The sequence below is a fragment of the Mycobacterium xenopi genome (assembly GCF_009936235.1).
In the GTDB taxonomy this organism is placed as follows: Bacteria; Actinomycetota; Actinomycetes; order Mycobacteriales; family Mycobacteriaceae; genus Mycobacterium; species Mycobacterium xenopi.
Genome location: NZ_AP022314.1, coordinates 2,290,888 through 2,307,996 on the forward strand (window position 1 = coordinate 2,290,888; position 17,109 = coordinate 2,307,996).

Below are 17,109 nucleotides of genomic sequence, written 5' to 3' on the forward strand. Positions count from 1 at the left end.
GCTGCGGTATCGACTGCGGTATCGGCTGGACAGCCTCACTCATACGCAACAGCGGCACCATCGCCATGAATTCACACCCATGCGCGCCTCCTCGACTTTTCGTTTCTTTCGTTTTAGCCTGGGTGTATGGCAGCCACGCTAATCCTTGAAGAACGCACCGTTTTACCACCTCAACAGCCCGAGGACTTCTCGGCGCTGCTGGCGGCGCTGGGCTCGGACCAGGTTTCCGTGTGCGGCGGCGACGGCCATCCGATCACCCTCCCCGATCCTGTCCGGGAGGCGCTGTACAACGTCGTGCTGGCCCTCTCGCAGGGCAAGGGCATCACGCTAGTGCCGCGCCAGAGCAAGCTCACCACTCAGGAGGCAGCCGACCTACTGAACATCTCTAGGCCGACGCTGGTGAAGCTTCTCGAAGAGGGCCGCATCCCTTTCGAGAAGCCAGGGCGGCACCGCAAGGTCAGCCTCGACGCGCTGCTGCAGTATCAGCGGGAGACGCGGGCCCGCCGGCGCGCGGCGCTTGACGAGCTAACCCGAGACTCGGCGAACGAGATCAAGGCGATCCTCAAGGCGCGGTGAGGGTTTAAACGAGCATGGCGTTCCCGGTGTTGCTGGATGCTTGCGTGCTCGTTCCCATGCCGCTTGTTGATTTTCTGCTGCGGCTCGCCGACGAAGGCATCTACCGACCGCTGTGGTCGCAGGACATCCTAGCCGAGACGCAGCGCACCCTAATCAACAAGCTCAACAAGACGCCCGAAGAGGCCGACAAGCGACTAAAAGCCATGCGGGACAATTTCATTGACGCTGAAGTCACGGGCTATCAGGAACTCGTCGGCGCGATGCGCAACGACGAAAAGGACCGCCACGTGCTGGCCGCAGCGGTCAGAGAACGCGCCGAGGTAATCGTCACCGCAAACCTCCCACACTTCCCAGCCGAGGCCGTCGAGCCCTACAACATCGAAGTGCGTCACCCGGACGACTTCCTGCTCGACCAGATCGACCTCTACGAGGACGCCACCCGTTCGGCCCTTCTCGGGATCGTGGCCGCTTACACGAACCCGCCATTCACGGCCCACCAGGTCCTCGATGCGCTGGGCACCCAGGTGCCGAAGTTCGCCGCTGAAGCGCGTCGGCTAATCCCGCCTTCATCGGTATCAATGCCGAAGCGAGGCGGCTGATCGCCAGAGATTCTTAGGCACGGTGGTGGCCGCCGCGTCGCTGCAGCGAGTTATCAGACAGTAACCAACTCCTAACCAGGAAAATCCGGTGGCAGGAAATCGCAAGCCCACAAGACCACGCCGAACACCGCCGGCTTCCCGACCCGCGGCATTCCCAGGCCCCAGTGCAAATGCGCTAGGGCAGCCCGGCCAGGCCGGACGGCCGTATGTCACGCAGGGCGTTTACTACACGGTGGTTCCGATACTGCCGGGAGGTCGTGAGCCTGACCCGGCCGGATCACCGGGTAAATACCGATTGACGTTCGTGCTCGCGATACCAGGCCGCGCAGTCGTTCTGGATGAGGTTAACTTCGCCAAGCTGATCGCGGCAGGTGACAGTCTGCTAGAGGTTGCGTCGGATGTTCACACGCTGCGAATGGACGGCCATGATGACGCCGGTAATAAGCACGCACTGACCGTTAATGTGAACGGACAGCACCGGCTACGTGATATCGAGCTTGAGGTCGACGCCGACAGTTTCATGCACGCGGCAAGCCGCGGCCACGATCTCATTGCGCCGGCATTGAGCCGCTGGGCATATCTGCACGACGCACCCATCACGACATCTGGGTTCCAGATCATCGAGCTCGCCACCGGAACTCAACTATTCTGGGTTAATCGGATGCTGGGCGCCGTAAAGGCATTCGCCGACACTGGTGGCGCAAGCCATCAAGATCACCGGATTCTGCTATCGGCATACCGCGATGGCATCAGCTCGACCGAACCACTCTGGCAAGCCCTTTCACTATTCCGCCTGATCGAAGGTGCATTCAAGATGCAAGGCGAGAGGCGTGCTGCCCTAATCGCAGCTGGTCGGCAACCACCGCAAGTCGAGTGCGTCCCAGCCGATGTAACCACGATCGGCCAAGAGAATGACTACGGGTTGCGTGACTCGTTAAAGCCTTACGCCGGCCAAAAGTTTACGCAGGTCCGCGACACAATCCGTGGCAAGCTCCGGAATGCGATCGCCCACCTCGACATCGACAGCGACATCCTCATCCAAGACCGCTGGGAGGATGTCCAGAAGGTCGAGCAGGTTTTGCCCTGCCTCCGCTGGATGGCCCGTCAACTACTCGACGCAGAGTTGCAGCAGACACCGCTGCAGTAGAGGCCCGCGGACGGGTTTCGGTACGGCAGTTCGCGGCTTCTCGGCCAGAATGAAGCATCCCGGGTTCGATGCACACCTCGTTTCGTGTGACCGGTGTGTTTCCGGGTGTTGACCGTCTCTCCGGGTGACGACCACGGCGGTCTTGTTCGTCATTGAGTTTGCCGATGTGGTTGTCGGCTTGTTCGCGGGGTTGATCTTGTTCGTGTGCACCGTCAGTGTGACGAGGAACTGGTGGGTGCGCGACACCCCGCTGAAGTCTTGGCGGGCTTGCGGGGTGCCGCGCTGTTAGTGCTTGGAGGCACCGATGGTGACGGTAGAGGCTGATGTTGTCGGCGTCGAGTCGCGGCTGGCGGGCGGTGGGATCGGATGCCCGACATGCCGGGATGGGGTGCTGGGCGGCTGGGGGTATGCCCGGGTCCGGCGGGTCGAGGGACTGGGCGGTCCGCTGCGGCCGCGGCGGGCACGATGCCGGGCGTGTTTGGTTACCCACGTGTTGTTGCCGGTGACCGTGTTGTTGCGCAGAGCTTATGCGGCGGAACGGATTTGGGCCGCGTTGACCTCCCGCGCCGAGGGAGCTGGGCATCGCCGGATCGGCGCGAGCCTGGGCGTACCAGCGGCGACGGTGCGGGGCTGGCTACGACGGGCGGCTGATCGGCTCGAGGTGATTTGGAATTGGTTCTTGCGGGTGGCCGTGGCCGCTGGAGTAGATGTGCAGATCCCGGACGGGTCTGGGTGCCCATGGCGCGACGTGCTGGCCGCGGTGCAGGCGGCGACCGCGGCGATCAGGTTCCGGTTCGGTGCGGTCGGGTTGGGCGGCGCGGTGACGCCGGGGCGGGTGGTGGTCGCGGGCAGTGGCGGGCGGCTGCTGGCACCGGGATGGTCGCCACCACGCAGTTGAGGCTGCGCAACACGAATCGCCCCTGCCGCTGCGGGCGATGATCGGTGATCCTCGCCAAGGCGCCTGCCCGGCAACGGTTTCGGGCAGGCCTTCGATTGGAGAGGAGAACCAAGGGTGTCGTTGGAGGAGCACAAGCGCCGCGAGCGGGCGCAGGCGATCGGGCTATTCCGGTATCAGCTGATCTGCCCGGCCCTGGACGAGGGGCTATCCACCAAGCAGCGCGGCAAGCTGGTGCGCGAGATCGCCGGCCAAACCCATGCCGACCCGTTCGGTAACCAGGTGCGCATCTCGCGGGAGACACTGGATCGCTGGATCCGCCGCTACCGCGCCGGCGGGTGTGAGGCGCTGGTGCCGCCCCGCGGCGGCTGGCGGCCCGCACCGATGCGCAGGTGCTGGAGCTGGCGGCGTCGCTCAAGCGGGAAAACCCGACCCGCACGGTGGCGCAGGTGGCTCGGATCCTGCGCACCGCCACCGGGTGGGCGCCCTCGGAATCCACGCTGCTGCGCCACTTCCATCGGCTCGATCTGATGGGGCCGGGCGGCGGGGAGGCCGCGGCGGTGTTCGGCCGGTTCGAGGCCGCCGACCCCAATGAGCTGTGGGTCGGGGACGCACTACACGGGCCGCGGGTCGGGGACCGCAAGACCTACCTGTTCGCTTTCCTCGACGACCACACACGGCTGGCGGTCGGCTATCGGTTTGGCTTCGCCGAAGATGCCGTGCGGCTGGCCGCCGCGTTGCGCCCGGCGTTGGCCGCCCGCGGTGTTCCGGCCGGGATCTACGTGGACAACGGCAGCGCGTTCGTCGATGCGTGGTTGTTGCGGGCGTGCGCGAAACTCGGTGTGCGCCTGGTGCATTCGGCACCTGGCCGGCCCCAAGGGCGGGGCAAGGTCGAACGCTGGTTTCGCAGCGTGCGTGAACAGTTCCTCATCGAGGTAACCGACACCAGCGGCGAGGACCTCGCCGCCGCCGGGGTCGATCACGCGACCGCGCTGTTGGAGCTTAACCGGCTGTTTGTGGCCTGGGTGGAAACCGAATACCACCGCCGTGTGCATACCGAGACCGGCCAATCGCCGCTGGATCGCTGGGAGGCCGGCTGGGACCGGCTCGGGCGCACACCAGCGATGCCCACCGCCGACGAGCTAACTGAGGCGTTTTTGTGGTCGGAATACCGTGTGGTGACCAAGACCGCCACCGTGTCGCTGCACGCCAACACCTACCAGGTCGATCCCGCGCTGGTGGGGCGCAAGGTGGAGCTGGTGTTCTCACCCTTCGACTTGGAAACCGTGGAGGTCCGCTACCGGGACAAGAGCTACGGGAAAGCCCTGCCGCACACCATCTCCCGCCACACCCACCCCAAGGCCAAACCGGAGACCCCTCAGCCCGAGCCGCCGGCGGCGACGGGGATTGACTATTTGGCGCTGACCGCGGCCGCCCACGACGAGCAGCTGCGCGGTGATGAACGCATCGGCTATTACGCCCTCTACGGCCAGGACGACCAGATCCCCGGTCAGCTATCCATCGACGATCTTCAGCCCACCGTCGATGACAATCCAGAAGGTGAGGTGTCGGCGTGAGTATTCAACGGCTGCAATCACATTGGGGATTCACCCGGATGCCGTTCGGGCGTGACCTAGCACCGGGGATGCTGCATCGCCACGCCGGCCACGGTGAAGCGGTGGCCCGCATCACCTGGTGTGTGGACCAGCGCGCGATCGGGGTGATCACCGGCGAGGTCGGCGCCGGCAAAACCGTGGCCGTGCGGGCCGCCACGGCCAACCTGGATCCCTCCCGGCACGTATTCATCTACCTGGCCAACCCCACCATCGGGGTGCGCGGCATGCTCACCCACATCGTGGCCACCCTCGGGCACACCCCCGCCTACCACAAATCCGCCCTGGCCCCACAGGCCGCCGAGGCGCTGGCCAGCGAACACGCCGAACGAGGACGCAACCCCGTGCTGGTCATCGACGAAGCCCACCTGCTGGATAACCACCAGCTCGAAGCGATCCGGCTGCTGACCAACCACGACATGGACAGCGGATCCCCATTCGCAGTCATCCTGGTCGGCCAACCCAGCCTGCGCCACCGGCTCCGGCTCGGGGTGCTGGCAGCGTTGGATCAGCGCATCGCGGTCCGCTACACCATCGCCGGAATGAGCGGCGCCGACACCGCCGACTACATACGGCATCACTGCAAGATTGCCGGCCGAGCCGACACGCTGTTCTCCGAGGACGCGATCGGGTTGATCCACAACGCCTCCCGTGGCCATCCCCGCGCAGTCAACAACCTCGCCCTGCACGCACTGACCGCCGCATTCGCCGCCGATCACGCCATCGTCGACGAAAAGGCCGCCCGCATCGCGATCAGCGAAATCGCCGCGGACTGAACCCGATCCGCGTCAACACAACCAGCACCACATCAACCCGACGAGCATCCCGTCACCACGCCCACCACCGCCCCGCTCACCACACCGAGCGGGGCCGTTCCCATCATCGGCTCGTCGTCAACCCCAATGACGCCATCATCGTCATCCAGAGTGACGCGCAACACCGGGTCCGGTCGTGAGCGTAGTCCGTGATGGCAACGCTTTGGTTGAGTTCATGTAGACATGTCGAGACGCTGGCGCGGTCAGCGGTCCGCGGCAATGGTAGCGGGGCGGTGTCCCGTAAAGGGATCCCCTTGCGGACCTTCGAAACCAATCAGTTTCGTTCGGTTGCTAAGGCGACCCTACCTACCCCTGGCGGACAAACCGCTGTGGGAGCTTCGCAAGCTTCGTCGCGCACCATGCTCACTCGAAATAAGTTGCACCGACTGCGAGCTGGTGGCGGCGCTGAGGTTCTGGGAAGAGGCCCTGAATGACTTTTGCGAAATTGGCAATGGCCGATCTTCGTGTGTTGCAGTTGTCATACTGGATTTCGGCGCTTGCACGCCGTGTGTGTGTGTGGAGCATGCCGGCGTATGCGGCCACCGAGACCGCCCGCATCGTCGGCCAGCTAAGGCATGCTGTGATGATTACTCGAAGGACGACACCTCGGCGGCGTCGTCATGATCACTTCTGTTGGACACGAGCGGTGCTGCTGCTCCACCCCACCCGCGCAGACGTAGTAGGCGTTGGGATCGTCGGGGTCCGGCAGGTACTGGACGTCGTCGGGGCCACCGTTCGGGCAGGTGATGTCAGTGCCCGGGGGGATGCGCGGCGGCTGGGCGTACGCGACGACCGGACTTACCGTAGTCATCCACCCGACGCCGGCAATGGCGGCCCCGATAACGCCCACGTGTTTGATTTTGGCGAACATGAACCCTCCTCATCATTCGGGTAGCACTCGTACTCGAATAGGTTCCGGGCCCGCGCGGTGTCCCGATAAGGGCCTTTTGGCCCGACACGATCGCCGAACGTCACCTGCTGCTTCACCGCACTCGGATCTTTCATGCACGACCAACACCACATAGGAACAAGCGTGCGGAGCAATCAGGCAGCGGGGATGCCCGGCTCGAAGAGCATGTTCGCAGCGGGGGCCACGGTGGACATCATCGTCAGTGCGGCGAGCCGGGTGGGGCGGTTCGGGGCAGGTCTTGGCGGAATCGGCGCAGCAGCAAGACTGCTGTGGTGGCGAATCCTATGCTCATCCCCAGCCATACGCCCGGCCCGTGCAGGCGCGCGGGGAAGGCCAGCAGCAGCATGGCGGGCACGCCGGCGATCCAATACCCGATAGTGGTGGCACGTAAGCCCGTCGCGGTGTCTCCGATGCCCCGCAGCAGTCCGATGGCGATATTTTGGGTGAAGTCCACGACCTGCTGAACTATGGCGAACAGCAGAAAAACCTTGGCCAGCACGATGGTTGCCGTGGCGGTGGGATCCAGAAATGGCCGCAGCACCCAGTTGGGCACGGCGACGTAGACCACTGCGAGGGTAGCGGTGGTGAGCCAGCCGAGGACTAGCGCTGCATTGGCGGTCTGCTGAGCCTGTTGTCTGTCCAGTCTGCCGATGGCACGACTGATGAGGATCGATGATCCGTGGGATAGGCCGATGCTGACCTGAAAGGCGATGCGGGTCAGCTGATTCACCACATTGTGCGCTGCCAGGGCGATCGGCCCGAAGGCCCCCATCACCACGGCGGCAAGGGAGTTGATGCCGGCCTCCGAGCCGTAGGTCAGCGAAATGGGAAAGCCTAGGCGAAGGATATCGCGAGCCATTGCAGCGTCGGCATTCCACCCGTCGATCGACAGCAGCGAGGCAAGCCGCTCATCACGGCGTAGTATCAGGTAGAACGCGGCAACGGTGAAAACCTGGACAAGCGTTGTCGCCAGCCCGATTCCGGCCAGGCCGAGTTTGGGTAAGCCGAGCAGACCATAGATGAACGCGAAGTCCAAGCCGGCGTTCACAGCAATGGAGGCGATGCTGACAGCTAAGAGCGGACCGGGGCGGCGCATCCCGACAGAAAACTGACGCAGAACATTAAGCCACACCATCGGAATCAGCCCGGGGGCTAGGGCGATCATCATCGGCCGGGCATGCGCGAGCACGTCCTTGTCCACCCCGAACAGTGGCAATACGTAGCCCAACCCGATCAGCGCAGCGCCCAGCATGACTGCAGCCCCCGTCGCCACCAGAAACGCTGAGCGTGTGATGTGGCGTATTTCCTCCTGCGCCTGCTCATCCGGCCAGTCACCTCCGGAACGTGCCTCGCCCTGTCCGGCTGCCCGGGCGACCAGGTTTCCCACGGCGGTCACCACACCGACACACATCGTGCGCATCAGGTTGTACAACACCGCAGCCAGCCCACCAGCGGCGATGGCCTGTACCCCGATAAGACCCATGACGGCCAAGTCAGTGGTGGTCAACGCCACTTGCGCGAATTGGACACCGGCGATCGGCGCCGCCAACGCGGTTAGTGCCCCGCTGGTGCGGATCAGTTGAATCAGGCGCGCGCGGCGCGTTTCTGCCACCGGTGGACGGCTCACTGCTGCCTGCCGCTTTGGTCGAGCCGCCAACGGAACCGGCCGTGGTCAAGGGTCAACACAATCTTCGGGGGCAAGGGCAGGTCATGAAACTGTGATTCGTTTTTGTCCATTTGATACCCGGCCGTATTGGGGTAGATCAGCATGTCGCCGTGACGGGGCTCGTGCGGCAACACGACTTTGCGCCAGGTCAGCATGTCGTATTCCAGGCAGCTGGCCCCGGCAACGCAGGTGAGCACGGGGCCGGTCGGCTCCGACTCGGTCGAACCCTGTTCGGGCCATAGCGTTGGATCCGGCAGGAACTCGCTGGATTTCCATTGCTCGGACAAGCTCATGCTCAACCCGTCAACGGTGACGATCCCGTAATCGCCTCGCCGCTTAAACCCCTGGACGGGGAAAACTGTGAACCCGGCTCCGTGCAGCAGCGCGCGTCCGGGCTCCAGCAGGAGCTTGGTCCCGGATGCGGCCAATTTTTCGCCGACGGTGCTTGTGCCGCAATCGGTTTCGCTGGCCAGAATCGCGGATAACATGTCGGCCCCGGTCGGCGCCTGATGATACGGGTAGAAGTGACTGAAGGTCTTGCGGCTGTGAAAATCGGTTTCCCGATGATCGCGCAGGAAGCGGGTCCAGGTGTCGGCGTCTAGATAGCTCACCGCGAACCCGCCACCGATAGAAATCGAGGTCGCCGCTAGCCCGTCGGCGCGTGCCTGGACGAGACGGTCAACCAGTTGGGCGGCCAGCTGCGCGCGTGGTTTGACCTCGTAGCCGTTGAGGTGAAAGGAAAACCCTTCCATCGACAGCCGGGAGCGCTGATGGGCGCATCGTTTCAGGGCGATGTCGAGGTCAGCGGGATCGAGGCCAAATCGGCTGTCGGGGTTCACCTCCGGAAGCACCCGCAACAGGATGCGAACGCCATCTGCTTTGCCGGCAAGCGCCATGACCCGGTCGAGCTCGTCGAGGGCGTCGACGGCGATCAGGCAGCCGTGCCGGGCGCCCAACCACAGCAAATGTTCGCTTTTGGCCGGGCCGGTGACCACGATGTCGCGTCCGCGCACACCATGAGCCAGTGCGTGAACCAGCTCCGCGCTGCTGGCCACGTCGACCCCGGCACCGGATTCGGCGCACACCGGTAGCCAGCATCCCGCCTTGTTGGCCTTTTTGGCGAAAAACACTTGGCCTTGCAGCCCCGACGAGGCGATGACGTCGGTGAAGGTCTTCAGGTTGTGCGCGAATTGCGGTGGAAACAGGACATGAAACGGGCCGCGGACCGCGTGGGCGATATCAGCCAGCAGTGACGGGTCGGCCCTGACTTGACCGGCCCATGACGGCTCAATCGCCGGCAAGGACAAAGGGCGTTGGGTCAGCTCCACAACCGGATCTCCTGTCCGCGCCCCAGCGCGATCGCCTGGGTGGCCAGCGCATGCGCGACCGGGATGTCGGTGATGGCCATACCGCTGTTGAACACGAAAACCCGGTCAGCCTCGTCTCGCCTGGCGGGCGCTTTTCCGGCAAGAATGTCGGGCAGTTGGGCATCCAGTGGTAAAGAGCCGTCCTCGTTGGCGAAACGCCTACCGGTCACGGCCAGTTGGCCCGGGCTCGTCGCGACGGCGTAGTCGGCGTCGCGCAACGACGACGGGTGCACCCCGGTACCGTTTACCGAGATAAACAGCGCCCCGGGTTTGAGCCAGCTGGTGCGCAACTTGACGTTGGTGGCCGGGCCGGCCGACGTCGCCACCATGACGTCCGATTCGCCTGCGGCTTTCTCCGGGTCGGTGACGACTTCGATGTCACGGTCGGGATGCTGCTCGCGCAAATACGCGCGCACCGAGGCGATCCCGTCTGGATGCGTGGCGAACAACAGCAACCGCTCCAAGTCCGGAAGCGCGTCCAGCAGGAACGGGAACGTTTCCCGCCCTTGGGCACCAGACCCGCTGACCAGCGCGGTACGCGCCCCCGCGGGGGCACATGCTGCCGCGATCAGCGCGGTGCTCGCTGCGGTGCGCAGCGTGGTGACACGGGTGCAGTCCATAAACGCGATCGGCGCCCCGGCCTTATCGTCGTAGAGGGTGATGGTGATGTATTCCTTTTTCCCCTCGTCGTTTTGCATGTAATAGTCTTTAAACGCTGACACATGCAATCCGCCATCGTAACCAGGCATCGCGTAGGCCACCGAATCCCGATGGGGCGAACGCATCATGATCTTGGCTGGGGCCACCGAGGAGCCTTGGGCCACGCGCAGATAGGCACCCCGCACCGCCTCGATCACATCGCCGGGAGTGACGGGAATATTGGCGAGGTCGCTGCGGGTAAGCACCGGCAGCGTCACACCCTCGCGGGACAAGATCTGCTGAACCGGCTGACTGGCTGCTGGAGAACTCATTTGCCGCTTTCCTTTCTATGTTCATCGTGTCAAATCGGTGAATGCGCGGTGTGCGCCATCGCTAGTTTCGCGGCGATAGCACGATGGCGCGACTTGCGTGGCGTCGTAGCGGAGCGTCTTTCCTCTCTGTTATCCGCCGGCCGGCACATGCGGTATCACGGTGGGACGCATGTCGAAACGGGGCGTGGCACTTGTGCCACCGCCGGCGCCGCGCCCAGTCATAGCGGCCAGCGGCATCGCGCCGGGTAGGGCATTCGGCCCGCCTTCGGGGATGCCGCCCAGGCTGGCGGTGGGCAGCGCCGCAGCGGCGGGGCTCATCGCCGAGGCGGTCGTGGCCCAGCTCTGCGGCACCGACAGCGCACCAAGGGACCCGGCGCGGCCCAGGCTGGCCGAGACCGCACCGCTACCGCCCAAGCCTGCCGACCCTACCGAGCCCAGTGCGCCCGTCCCCGAACCGAGCCCGCCCGTGACGGCCGATCCCAACGCCTTAGCCTCGGTACCGACAGCCTGGGCAGCGGCAGTTGTGGACGGCGCCATCATCTTCGCGACCGCACTCAACGAGTAGCCCACCGAGGAGCCCGAACTCAGCAGGGCCGCCGACGAACTCATCGACGACATAACCGAGCTCATCGACGACAGCGACGGCGTCGATGTCCCGGGCGACGCAAGCCCTTGCAGCGCCTGGGGCATCGCGGAAGTCAGCTGCGACAGGGTCGACTGGGCGTGGCTGGCGGCTGAGGTTCCGCTGGCTTGGGCCACCGCGGCGGCCTGGCCGGCCATCCCGGCAGGGTTCGTGGTGGGCGCTGGCGGGGTAAACGATGGCATCGTCGAGGCGGTCGCCGAATTGCCGGCATAGCCGTACATCGCGGCGGCATCTTGGGCCCACATTTCGGCGTATTCGGCCTCGGTTGCCGCGATGGCCGGGGTGTTTTGACCGAGAATGTTGGTCGCAACAAGCGCCATCAGTTGGGCGCGGTTCGCCGCGATGAGCGGCGGTGGCACGGTCATCGCGAATGCGGTCTCAAATGCGCCCGCCGCCGCCCTGGCCTGGTTCGCGGTCTGTTCGGCTTGCGCCGCGGTGGCGGTCAGCCATGCGACATGGGGGGCGGCGGCGGCCGCCATCGACGCCGACGCGGGACCCGTCCACGACGCGCCGGTCAGCCCCGAGACGACCGAGTGATAGGAGGTCGCCGTGGAGTACAAGTTGGCGGCCAATCCGTCCCAGGCCGCCGCGGCGGCCAGCATCGGCCCTGGCCCCGGACCGGCATACATGCGACCGGAATTGATTTCCGGCGGCAATATCCCGAAATCCATTGCCCCACATCTCCTTAGCTCGCCGCGACCGCGTTGGCGGCCTCGGTGGCCGCATACGAGCCGGCGCTTGCTCGCAGGGTGGCCGCGAACAGCTGTTGCACGTCGGCCGCCTGGGTGCTGATTGCCTGGTAGATGCCGGCGTGCGCGGCGAACTGCGCCGCGGTCAGGGCCGATACCTCATCTGCGGCAGCAGGGACCACTTCAGTGGTTGGGCCTGCCGCGGTGGCGTTCTGTGCGGTCATCGCCGAACCGATGGCATCCAAGTCGCCGGCCGCTGCCGCCAGCATATCCGGCTGCGTTGTCACGAAAGACATCTGCATTTCTCCTTTGTTCTCCGTGATCGCTCGATAGTTATCGGGCGCAGGCTTGTTAAGGTGATCGGTCCCAAGGCACTACATTGCAAGCCGTCCCGAAGCGCTACATTCCGCGGCCGCTGAAAGATTCGGGCGCTTCGCCGGAATTCGCGATCGATGCGAGCTCGTCGATGCCAGCCACCTCGTCGCGGTCGAGCAGTGCCAGCAGCGCGGCGACACCGCCAAGTTCGGTCAAGGCCTGCCAGCAGGATTCGCACTTGCCAAGGTGGGCCTCGAATTCGCGGCGCTCCGTCACCGACAGTGACCCCAATACGTATGCGGCGTCCCACATCGCATACTCGTGGCGACCCGCCCCGCCCGGCGCGCCGATCACGGGCTTGCCGCGCCGCGCGGCGGGCCTCAGCGAGGCGCACCTATGGCGTGCACCGGCTGTCAGCGCGGTTGTCACGCGTGCGACAGCGGCGACAGCATCCTGCAATCTCGTTCGACTGTTTTCCTTATTCACGATCGCAGTCCCTTTATGGCTAGGCCGGGATTTTCTGCTCGGCCGTGTCTCCGTCGTCGCTTGCCAGAATTGCCGGCCGCGCTTGGGGTTTCGCGACTGAGTGCGGGGCTAACGTGGTGGGGTCGACGACCGTGGTGCAGCGAGTCCAGCGGTCGACGATGGCCTCGGTGGGTGTGCTGATCTGGTCGGGGTGGGTGGGCGGCGCGACGTCGAGCAGCCCGTGGTCGCGGCAGTAGTCGTCGTTGTAGATGGTGTCGAAATAACGCTGCGGGCCGTCCGCGAACACCGCGGCGATGCTGGTGCCGCGCGGGTAGGTGCGTGCGGCCCAGCCAGCCACCAGGGCCACCGCGCCCACGCTCCAGCCGCCGCTGGTGTAGTAGGTGGCCGCCAGGGTGCGAGACGCCCACACCGCTTCGGCGGGCGCCACCCAGTGCACTTCGGCGAAGGCGCCGTAGTCGACGTTGCGCGGGTAGATGCTGGATCCCAGCCCGCGCATCAGCCGGGAGGCGGCGGGTTGTCCGAAGATGGTCGAGCCGATGGTGTCCACCCCGATCAGCTGCAGATCGGGGTTGGCTTGGCGCAGCACCCGGGCCACCCCGGCCGAATGCCCGCCGGTGCCCACCGAGCACACCAGCACATCGATGTGGCCGAGTTGGTCGAGCAGCTCGTGGGCCAGGGGCCGGTAGGCGTCGACGTTGTCGGGGTTGTTGTATTGGTTGGGGCACCACGCATCCGGTTCGGCGGCCAGCAACTCGGCGACGCGATCCTTGCGGGCTTGCTGCCAGCCGCCGCCGCGGATGCGGCTCTGTTACCACATCCACCTGGGCGCCGTAGGCGGCCAACATGTGCTGGATGATCGGTTCCATGCCGGGGTCGGTGACCAAGGTGACCGGATGGCGATAGACCATGCCGGCCAATGCGAGGCCCAATCCCAGGGTGCCGCTGGTGGATTCGACGATGCGTGCCCCCGGCAGCAGGTCACCGCGCAGGCGGGCCCGCTCGACCATGTGCATGGCCGGGCGGTCTTTCATGCCACCGGGGTTAGCACCTTCGAGTTTGGCCCAAAAACCGCGGTCGTCGGCGCCAAACGGCTCAGAGACCCATACCACCGGAGTGTTGCCGACCATGGCGCCCACCCGGCGATACTTTTCCGGGGCCGGGCGGCACTTATCACAGTTGGGGCCGCACTGGTGCGGGCTGGAACGAAACCCCTCGCCGGTAAGCGGATGGCGGCGGTGGGTGAGGTGGCGCATGCTGTGCGCCGCCGTGGTGTTGAAAGGTAGGACGTGGTTCATCGATCCTCGCTTGAACGTGGGGCCGCGGGCACACCAACGCGGCTATTGACACGGGTCGGCGGTCACCGGCCATATGTGCGGTGAGCACAACGGCCTGACGCTGACCAGTCAGCGCCGAGCGAGGCAGAACCGGGTCAATCTAGCTTGACCCGTAAGAACAAGGGCCAACCGCGGCGGGGGACCCCGCCCGGGGGAGGCCACCAAATAAGAGAGCACACCGGTGAAGGCGACGGCCGCCACCACCAAAGCCAGAGCGATCAACGCGGTGGTCGGCCGCTGCGGTAGCACCGCGGTCGCGAACTGCTCAGGATGATGCGAGAGCGTCGACCCGTCGACCAGATGGGCATGCCCGACATCAACCACAAACTCGTGATCCAGCGAGCTAAGCAACGGATGTGCATGCGCGCCGTGGTGCTCCTCCGGCAGCGCTCCGTGAGCGCCCACAGCCAGCAGCGCCCAAACCACGGCGGCCACGACAATTAGCGACCGCCACCGTGGCCGCCCGCTCGCGCTGGGGTGGCGCACCCGGGCGATGCTGGACAGGCCAGCAGCCAGCCGGCCACGCCGCACCGATCCGCCGCCGTCCTGCGGCGCGGAAAGGGCGACCACCCGTCGCATATCCACGTGCCCGATCTTATACCCCCTACCCGTACCAAGTAAAGAACTTCGCCGGGAACGTATACCGGCCCAGGGTACTTTCCTTGAGGTTATGCCGTAGCTAAACTCAGCACCATGCATACCCTGTCTGGGTATCCTAGGGGAAGCTATGACGGCACCAATGCGAGCGGACTGGCACTTGCGCGGCGAGTGGTTTGATGTATGCAGTTGCTCCCTGTCCTGCCCGTGCCGCTTTGCCCATGCGCCCACGCACGGGGACCGCGTGGGATACCCCTACCGGGAGCGTCGCCCCGCCGGGAAATCTGGAGCCGACGACACAAGGAAGAAAAATGACGACCATGCCAACTGAATCGGTAGCACCGGCCTCGCAGGCAGAGCCGCAGGGCCTACATCACCAATAAGGACCGCTACCTCGACCGGCTAAGGCGCATAGAAGGGCAGGTCCGTGGAATCCAACGGATGGTCGAGAACGACAAGTACTGCATCGACATCCTGACACAGGTGAGCGCACTCACCCGCGCCCTGCAAGCCGTGGCGCTCGGCCTGCTCAACGATCACCTCACGCATTGCGTTGTCGACGCCGCCGAGCTCGGCGGCGAAGAAGCAGACCTCAAAATCAAAGAAGCCACCGACGCCATCGCACGACTCGTACGTTCGTAATGGTTGACCGGCCGTGCGCGCGGCACGCGCTGAATGTCTTCGCCGCCACATGCCGCGCGACCGGTTTCGACCAGTGCGATTCGCCGGTCAGATAGCCCGCGACGACGCAATCTGCCGGTGCATCACATCTGATCGACGATCAACACAACCCCGCGGTCGCATTAGTCGTGACGATCACGGGAGCCAAAGGCCTCGATGTAGCTCAGTACTCGATGTAGCTCAGTAGATGGTCCCTTTGGGCCAAACTGGTGCTATAGCGAACCCAAAATGCTCTGCATCGTGTTGATCTCCTGCTGCTGGCTGGTAACGATCGATTGCGCCAGCGCAGTGGCGGGTTGGTAGTGACCGGACTTGATTTCCTTCTGGGCCATTGTGATTGCACCTTGATGATGCTTGATCATCTGGGTGAGGAACAGCTTGCTGGCATCGACGCCTTGGGCGTTCTGCAGGGCTTGCATGTCTTGTTCGGACATCATGCCACCCGTTTCGCCCATTGGTGGCATACCGCTCTGGTTCGCCATCTCGGGCATTGGGTGCTCTGCCGTCATGTTGGCGCTTGGAATCGTTGGCATCGTTGGCTGCCCCCACTGGGCCAGCCACGCCTGCATCTGTTGGATCTCCGGTCCCTGCGCCGCCTTGATCTGGTTGGCTAACTGAATCACGCGAGGGTCGATGCCTTCCTTGCCGAGAATGATGTTGCTCATCTGGATTGCTTGCTGGTGATGAGGAATCATGTCGTGGGCGAACGCGACATCTGCGTCGTTGTGGGCCGGGGCGCCTGATGGCAACGTCGATCCCCGCGAAGAGCTGGCCGACGTTGTGGTGGAGCCGGCCCGATTGCCTGAACTGTTACATGCGGTCAAGGTCAACAGCACCGCCAGCGCGGCCGCAACGACAATGCACAACCGTTGCCTCTTCACGGTGATTGTCCCTTCCAAACGTGGGTCGCGGGGCGGGTTTCACCCCTTGCCTCATATACCCAATACGGGTATACCGTAACTCTAGACCACAGACTTGCTCGACGGGGAAGGGTGCTAGCGATGGGATTGGCGCGAAAGCTACAGGTTGTCGCCCACGATCACCACGCTGGCCGGATGATCACGCATTGCAAGCAGGGCCGGGGACGTGTCGCGACTGCACTACCTGGCCGCAGAACGGCCACGCGAGTGACGACTCCGGCACAGAGGTCAATCTCGTTCAGCTTGGACCACCGGCTATGGATGGAGGAGATGTCGTGAAGCTCAACGCGATTGAGCGGGCCTTGATGAATAACCCTGTCCGCGCCGCCCTTCAGCACCGCAACCAGGCCGAGTGGTTTCGGCGGCTGGCCGACGGTTCGCTGTCTGGGCAAAAGGTGCTCGAGGTCGGGTGCGGGCGGGGCGTCGGTACCGAGGTCCTTCTGGATCGACTCGGCGCCGATAGTGTCACCGCCTTCGACCTCGATGAATTAATGGTGGAGCTCGCACGACGGCGCACGTACCGACGTCCGGTGTCGTTGTCGGTCGGCGACGTGTGCGACATCGCACAGCCGAGCGCGAGCGTCGATACTGTCGTCGATTTTGGCATCATTCATCATGTACCCGATTGGCCGCAGGCGATCGCCGAGATTGCACGGGTGCTCGGTCCCGGTGGGCTGCTGCTGTTCGAAGAAGTCCCACGCCACATCCTCGACACGTGGGTGTTTCGGACATTCACCGCTCATCCGCGCGAGAACCGTTTCGAGGCCGAGGAATTCGCCGCCGAGCTGGCCCGTCATGGTCTTCACGGCACCGGTCGAATCGAACGCCACTACGCCGGTTTGGTGTTCGTCGGCGCGGCTCGTAAGACATGACTGACTCTAGCCT

General features: G+C 64.7%; 18 protein-coding genes and 2 pseudogenes. 9 read left to right on the plus strand and 11 right to left on the minus strand.

Annotated features, from left to right (window positions below; translation table 11 throughout):
- Positions 1-126: 126 nt before the first annotated feature.
- From MYXE_RS10640 to MYXE_RS10670, 7 genes and pseudogenes are all read left to right on the plus strand, one after another.
- Positions 127-576: a helix-turn-helix domain-containing protein gene (locus MYXE_RS10640; RefSeq protein ID WP_085194500.1), complete on the plus strand. Its 450-nt coding sequence runs from the start codon at positions 127-129 to the stop codon at positions 574-576.
- Positions 577-590: 14 nt separating this feature from the next.
- Complete coding sequence (locus MYXE_RS10645) at positions 591-1,175, plus strand: PIN domain-containing protein (protein WP_085194502.1); 585 nt, start codon at positions 591-593, stop codon at positions 1,173-1,175.
- A gap of 304 nt (positions 1,176-1,479) precedes the next feature.
- On the plus strand, positions 1,480-2,322 hold the full coding sequence (gene mauJ / locus MYXE_RS10650; RefSeq protein ID WP_332102245.1) for a methylamine utilization protein MauJ: 843 nt from the start codon (positions 1,480-1,482) through the stop codon (positions 2,320-2,322).
- A 124-nt stretch (positions 2,323-2,446) separates the two neighbouring features.
- A complete protein-coding gene (locus MYXE_RS10655) occupies positions 2,447-2,611 on the plus strand; it encodes a hypothetical protein (protein ID WP_157139263.1) in 165 nt (54 codons plus the stop codon).
- Positions 2,612-2,626: 15 nt separating this feature from the next.
- The gene (locus MYXE_RS10660; protein WP_003920154.1) at positions 2,627-3,220 is read left to right on the plus strand and encodes a hypothetical protein; all 594 of its coding nucleotides are present in this window, start codon (positions 2,627-2,629) and stop codon (positions 3,218-3,220) included.
- Positions 3,221-3,334: 114 nt separating this feature from the next.
- Positions 3,335-4,794, plus strand: a pseudogene (locus MYXE_RS10665) (DDE-type integrase/transposase/recombinase).
- Between the two features lie 38 nt (positions 4,795-4,832).
- On the plus strand, positions 4,833-5,606 hold the full coding sequence (locus MYXE_RS10670; protein ID WP_232061813.1) for an ExeA family protein: 774 nt from the start codon (positions 4,833-4,835) through the stop codon (positions 5,604-5,606).
- A 32-nt stretch (positions 5,607-5,638) separates the two neighbouring features.
- Here MYXE_RS10670 and MYXE_RS24975 read toward each other — a convergent pair whose 3' ends face one another.
- The 10 genes and pseudogenes from MYXE_RS24975 to lpqS all read right to left on the minus strand — a co-directional run bounded on the left by MYXE_RS24975 (position 5,639) and on the right by lpqS (position 14,605).
- Entirely contained in the window at positions 5,639-5,770 is a 132-nt protein-coding gene (locus MYXE_RS24975; RefSeq protein ID WP_269474422.1) for a hypothetical protein, read from the minus strand.
- Positions 5,771-6,213: 443 nt separating this feature from the next.
- Positions 6,214-6,516, minus strand: coding sequence for a hypothetical protein (locus MYXE_RS10675; RefSeq protein WP_085196530.1), 303 nt, complete (start codon positions 6,514-6,516; stop codon positions 6,214-6,216).
- Positions 6,517-6,754: 238 nt separating this feature from the next.
- Complete coding sequence (locus MYXE_RS10680; RefSeq protein ID WP_232061786.1) at positions 6,755-8,167, minus strand: MATE family efflux transporter; 1,413 nt, start codon at positions 8,165-8,167, stop codon at positions 6,755-6,757.
- Positions 8,168-8,178: 11 nt separating this feature from the next.
- Positions 8,179-9,549 carry a type III PLP-dependent enzyme domain-containing protein gene (locus MYXE_RS10685; protein ID WP_232061787.1) on the minus strand — a complete coding sequence of 457 codons (1,371 nt, stop codon included), beginning with the start codon at positions 9,547-9,549 and terminating at the stop codon, positions 8,179-8,181.
- Positions 9,540-10,559, minus strand: a complete 1,020-nt coding sequence (locus tag MYXE_RS10690) for an ornithine cyclodeaminase (protein WP_085196534.1) — start codon at positions 10,557-10,559, stop codon at positions 9,540-9,542. Before MYXE_RS10690 ends, MYXE_RS10685 begins: the two co-directional genes overlap by 10 nt.
- Positions 10,560-10,688: 129 nt before the next feature.
- The gene (locus MYXE_RS10695) at positions 10,689-11,873 is read right to left on the minus strand and encodes a PPE family protein (RefSeq protein WP_085196536.1); all 1,185 of its coding nucleotides are present in this window, start codon (positions 11,871-11,873) and stop codon (positions 10,689-10,691) included.
- Between the two features lie 14 nt (positions 11,874-11,887).
- On the minus strand, positions 11,888-12,187 hold the full coding sequence (locus MYXE_RS10700; protein WP_085196573.1) for a PE family protein: 300 nt from the start codon (positions 12,185-12,187) through the stop codon (positions 11,888-11,890).
- Between the two features lie 103 nt (positions 12,188-12,290).
- Positions 12,291-12,560, minus strand: coding sequence for an anti-sigma factor family protein (locus MYXE_RS25280; RefSeq protein ID WP_415624468.1), 270 nt, complete (start codon positions 12,558-12,560; stop codon positions 12,291-12,293).
- Between the two features lie 151 nt (positions 12,561-12,711).
- Positions 12,712-13,819: pseudogene (locus tag MYXE_RS10710) on the minus strand (PLP-dependent cysteine synthase family protein).
- A gap of 276 nt (positions 13,820-14,095) precedes the next feature.
- A complete protein-coding gene (gene lpqS / locus MYXE_RS10715) occupies positions 14,096-14,605 on the minus strand; it encodes a putative copper homeostasis (lipo)protein LpqS (protein WP_232061827.1) in 510 nt (169 codons plus the stop codon).
- Between the two features lie 390 nt (positions 14,606-14,995).
- On the opposite strand from lpqS, the gene MYXE_RS10720 reads away from it, so the two are divergent.
- Entirely contained in the window at positions 14,996-15,265 is a 270-nt protein-coding gene (locus MYXE_RS10720) for a metal-sensitive transcriptional regulator (protein ID WP_085196540.1), read from the plus strand.
- A 251-nt stretch (positions 15,266-15,516) separates the two neighbouring features.
- Here the strand turns inward: MYXE_RS10720 and MYXE_RS10725 are convergent, their stop codons facing one another.
- Entirely contained in the window at positions 15,517-16,185 is a 669-nt protein-coding gene (locus MYXE_RS10725) for a DUF305 domain-containing protein (RefSeq protein WP_085196542.1), read from the minus strand.
- Positions 16,186-16,499: 314 nt separating this feature from the next.
- On the opposite strand from MYXE_RS10725, the gene MYXE_RS10730 reads away from it, so the two are divergent.
- Positions 16,500-17,096 carry a class I SAM-dependent methyltransferase gene (locus MYXE_RS10730; RefSeq protein WP_085196544.1) on the plus strand — a complete coding sequence of 199 codons (597 nt, stop codon included), beginning with the start codon at positions 16,500-16,502 and terminating at the stop codon, positions 17,094-17,096.
- Positions 17,097-17,109 lie beyond the last annotated feature (13 nt).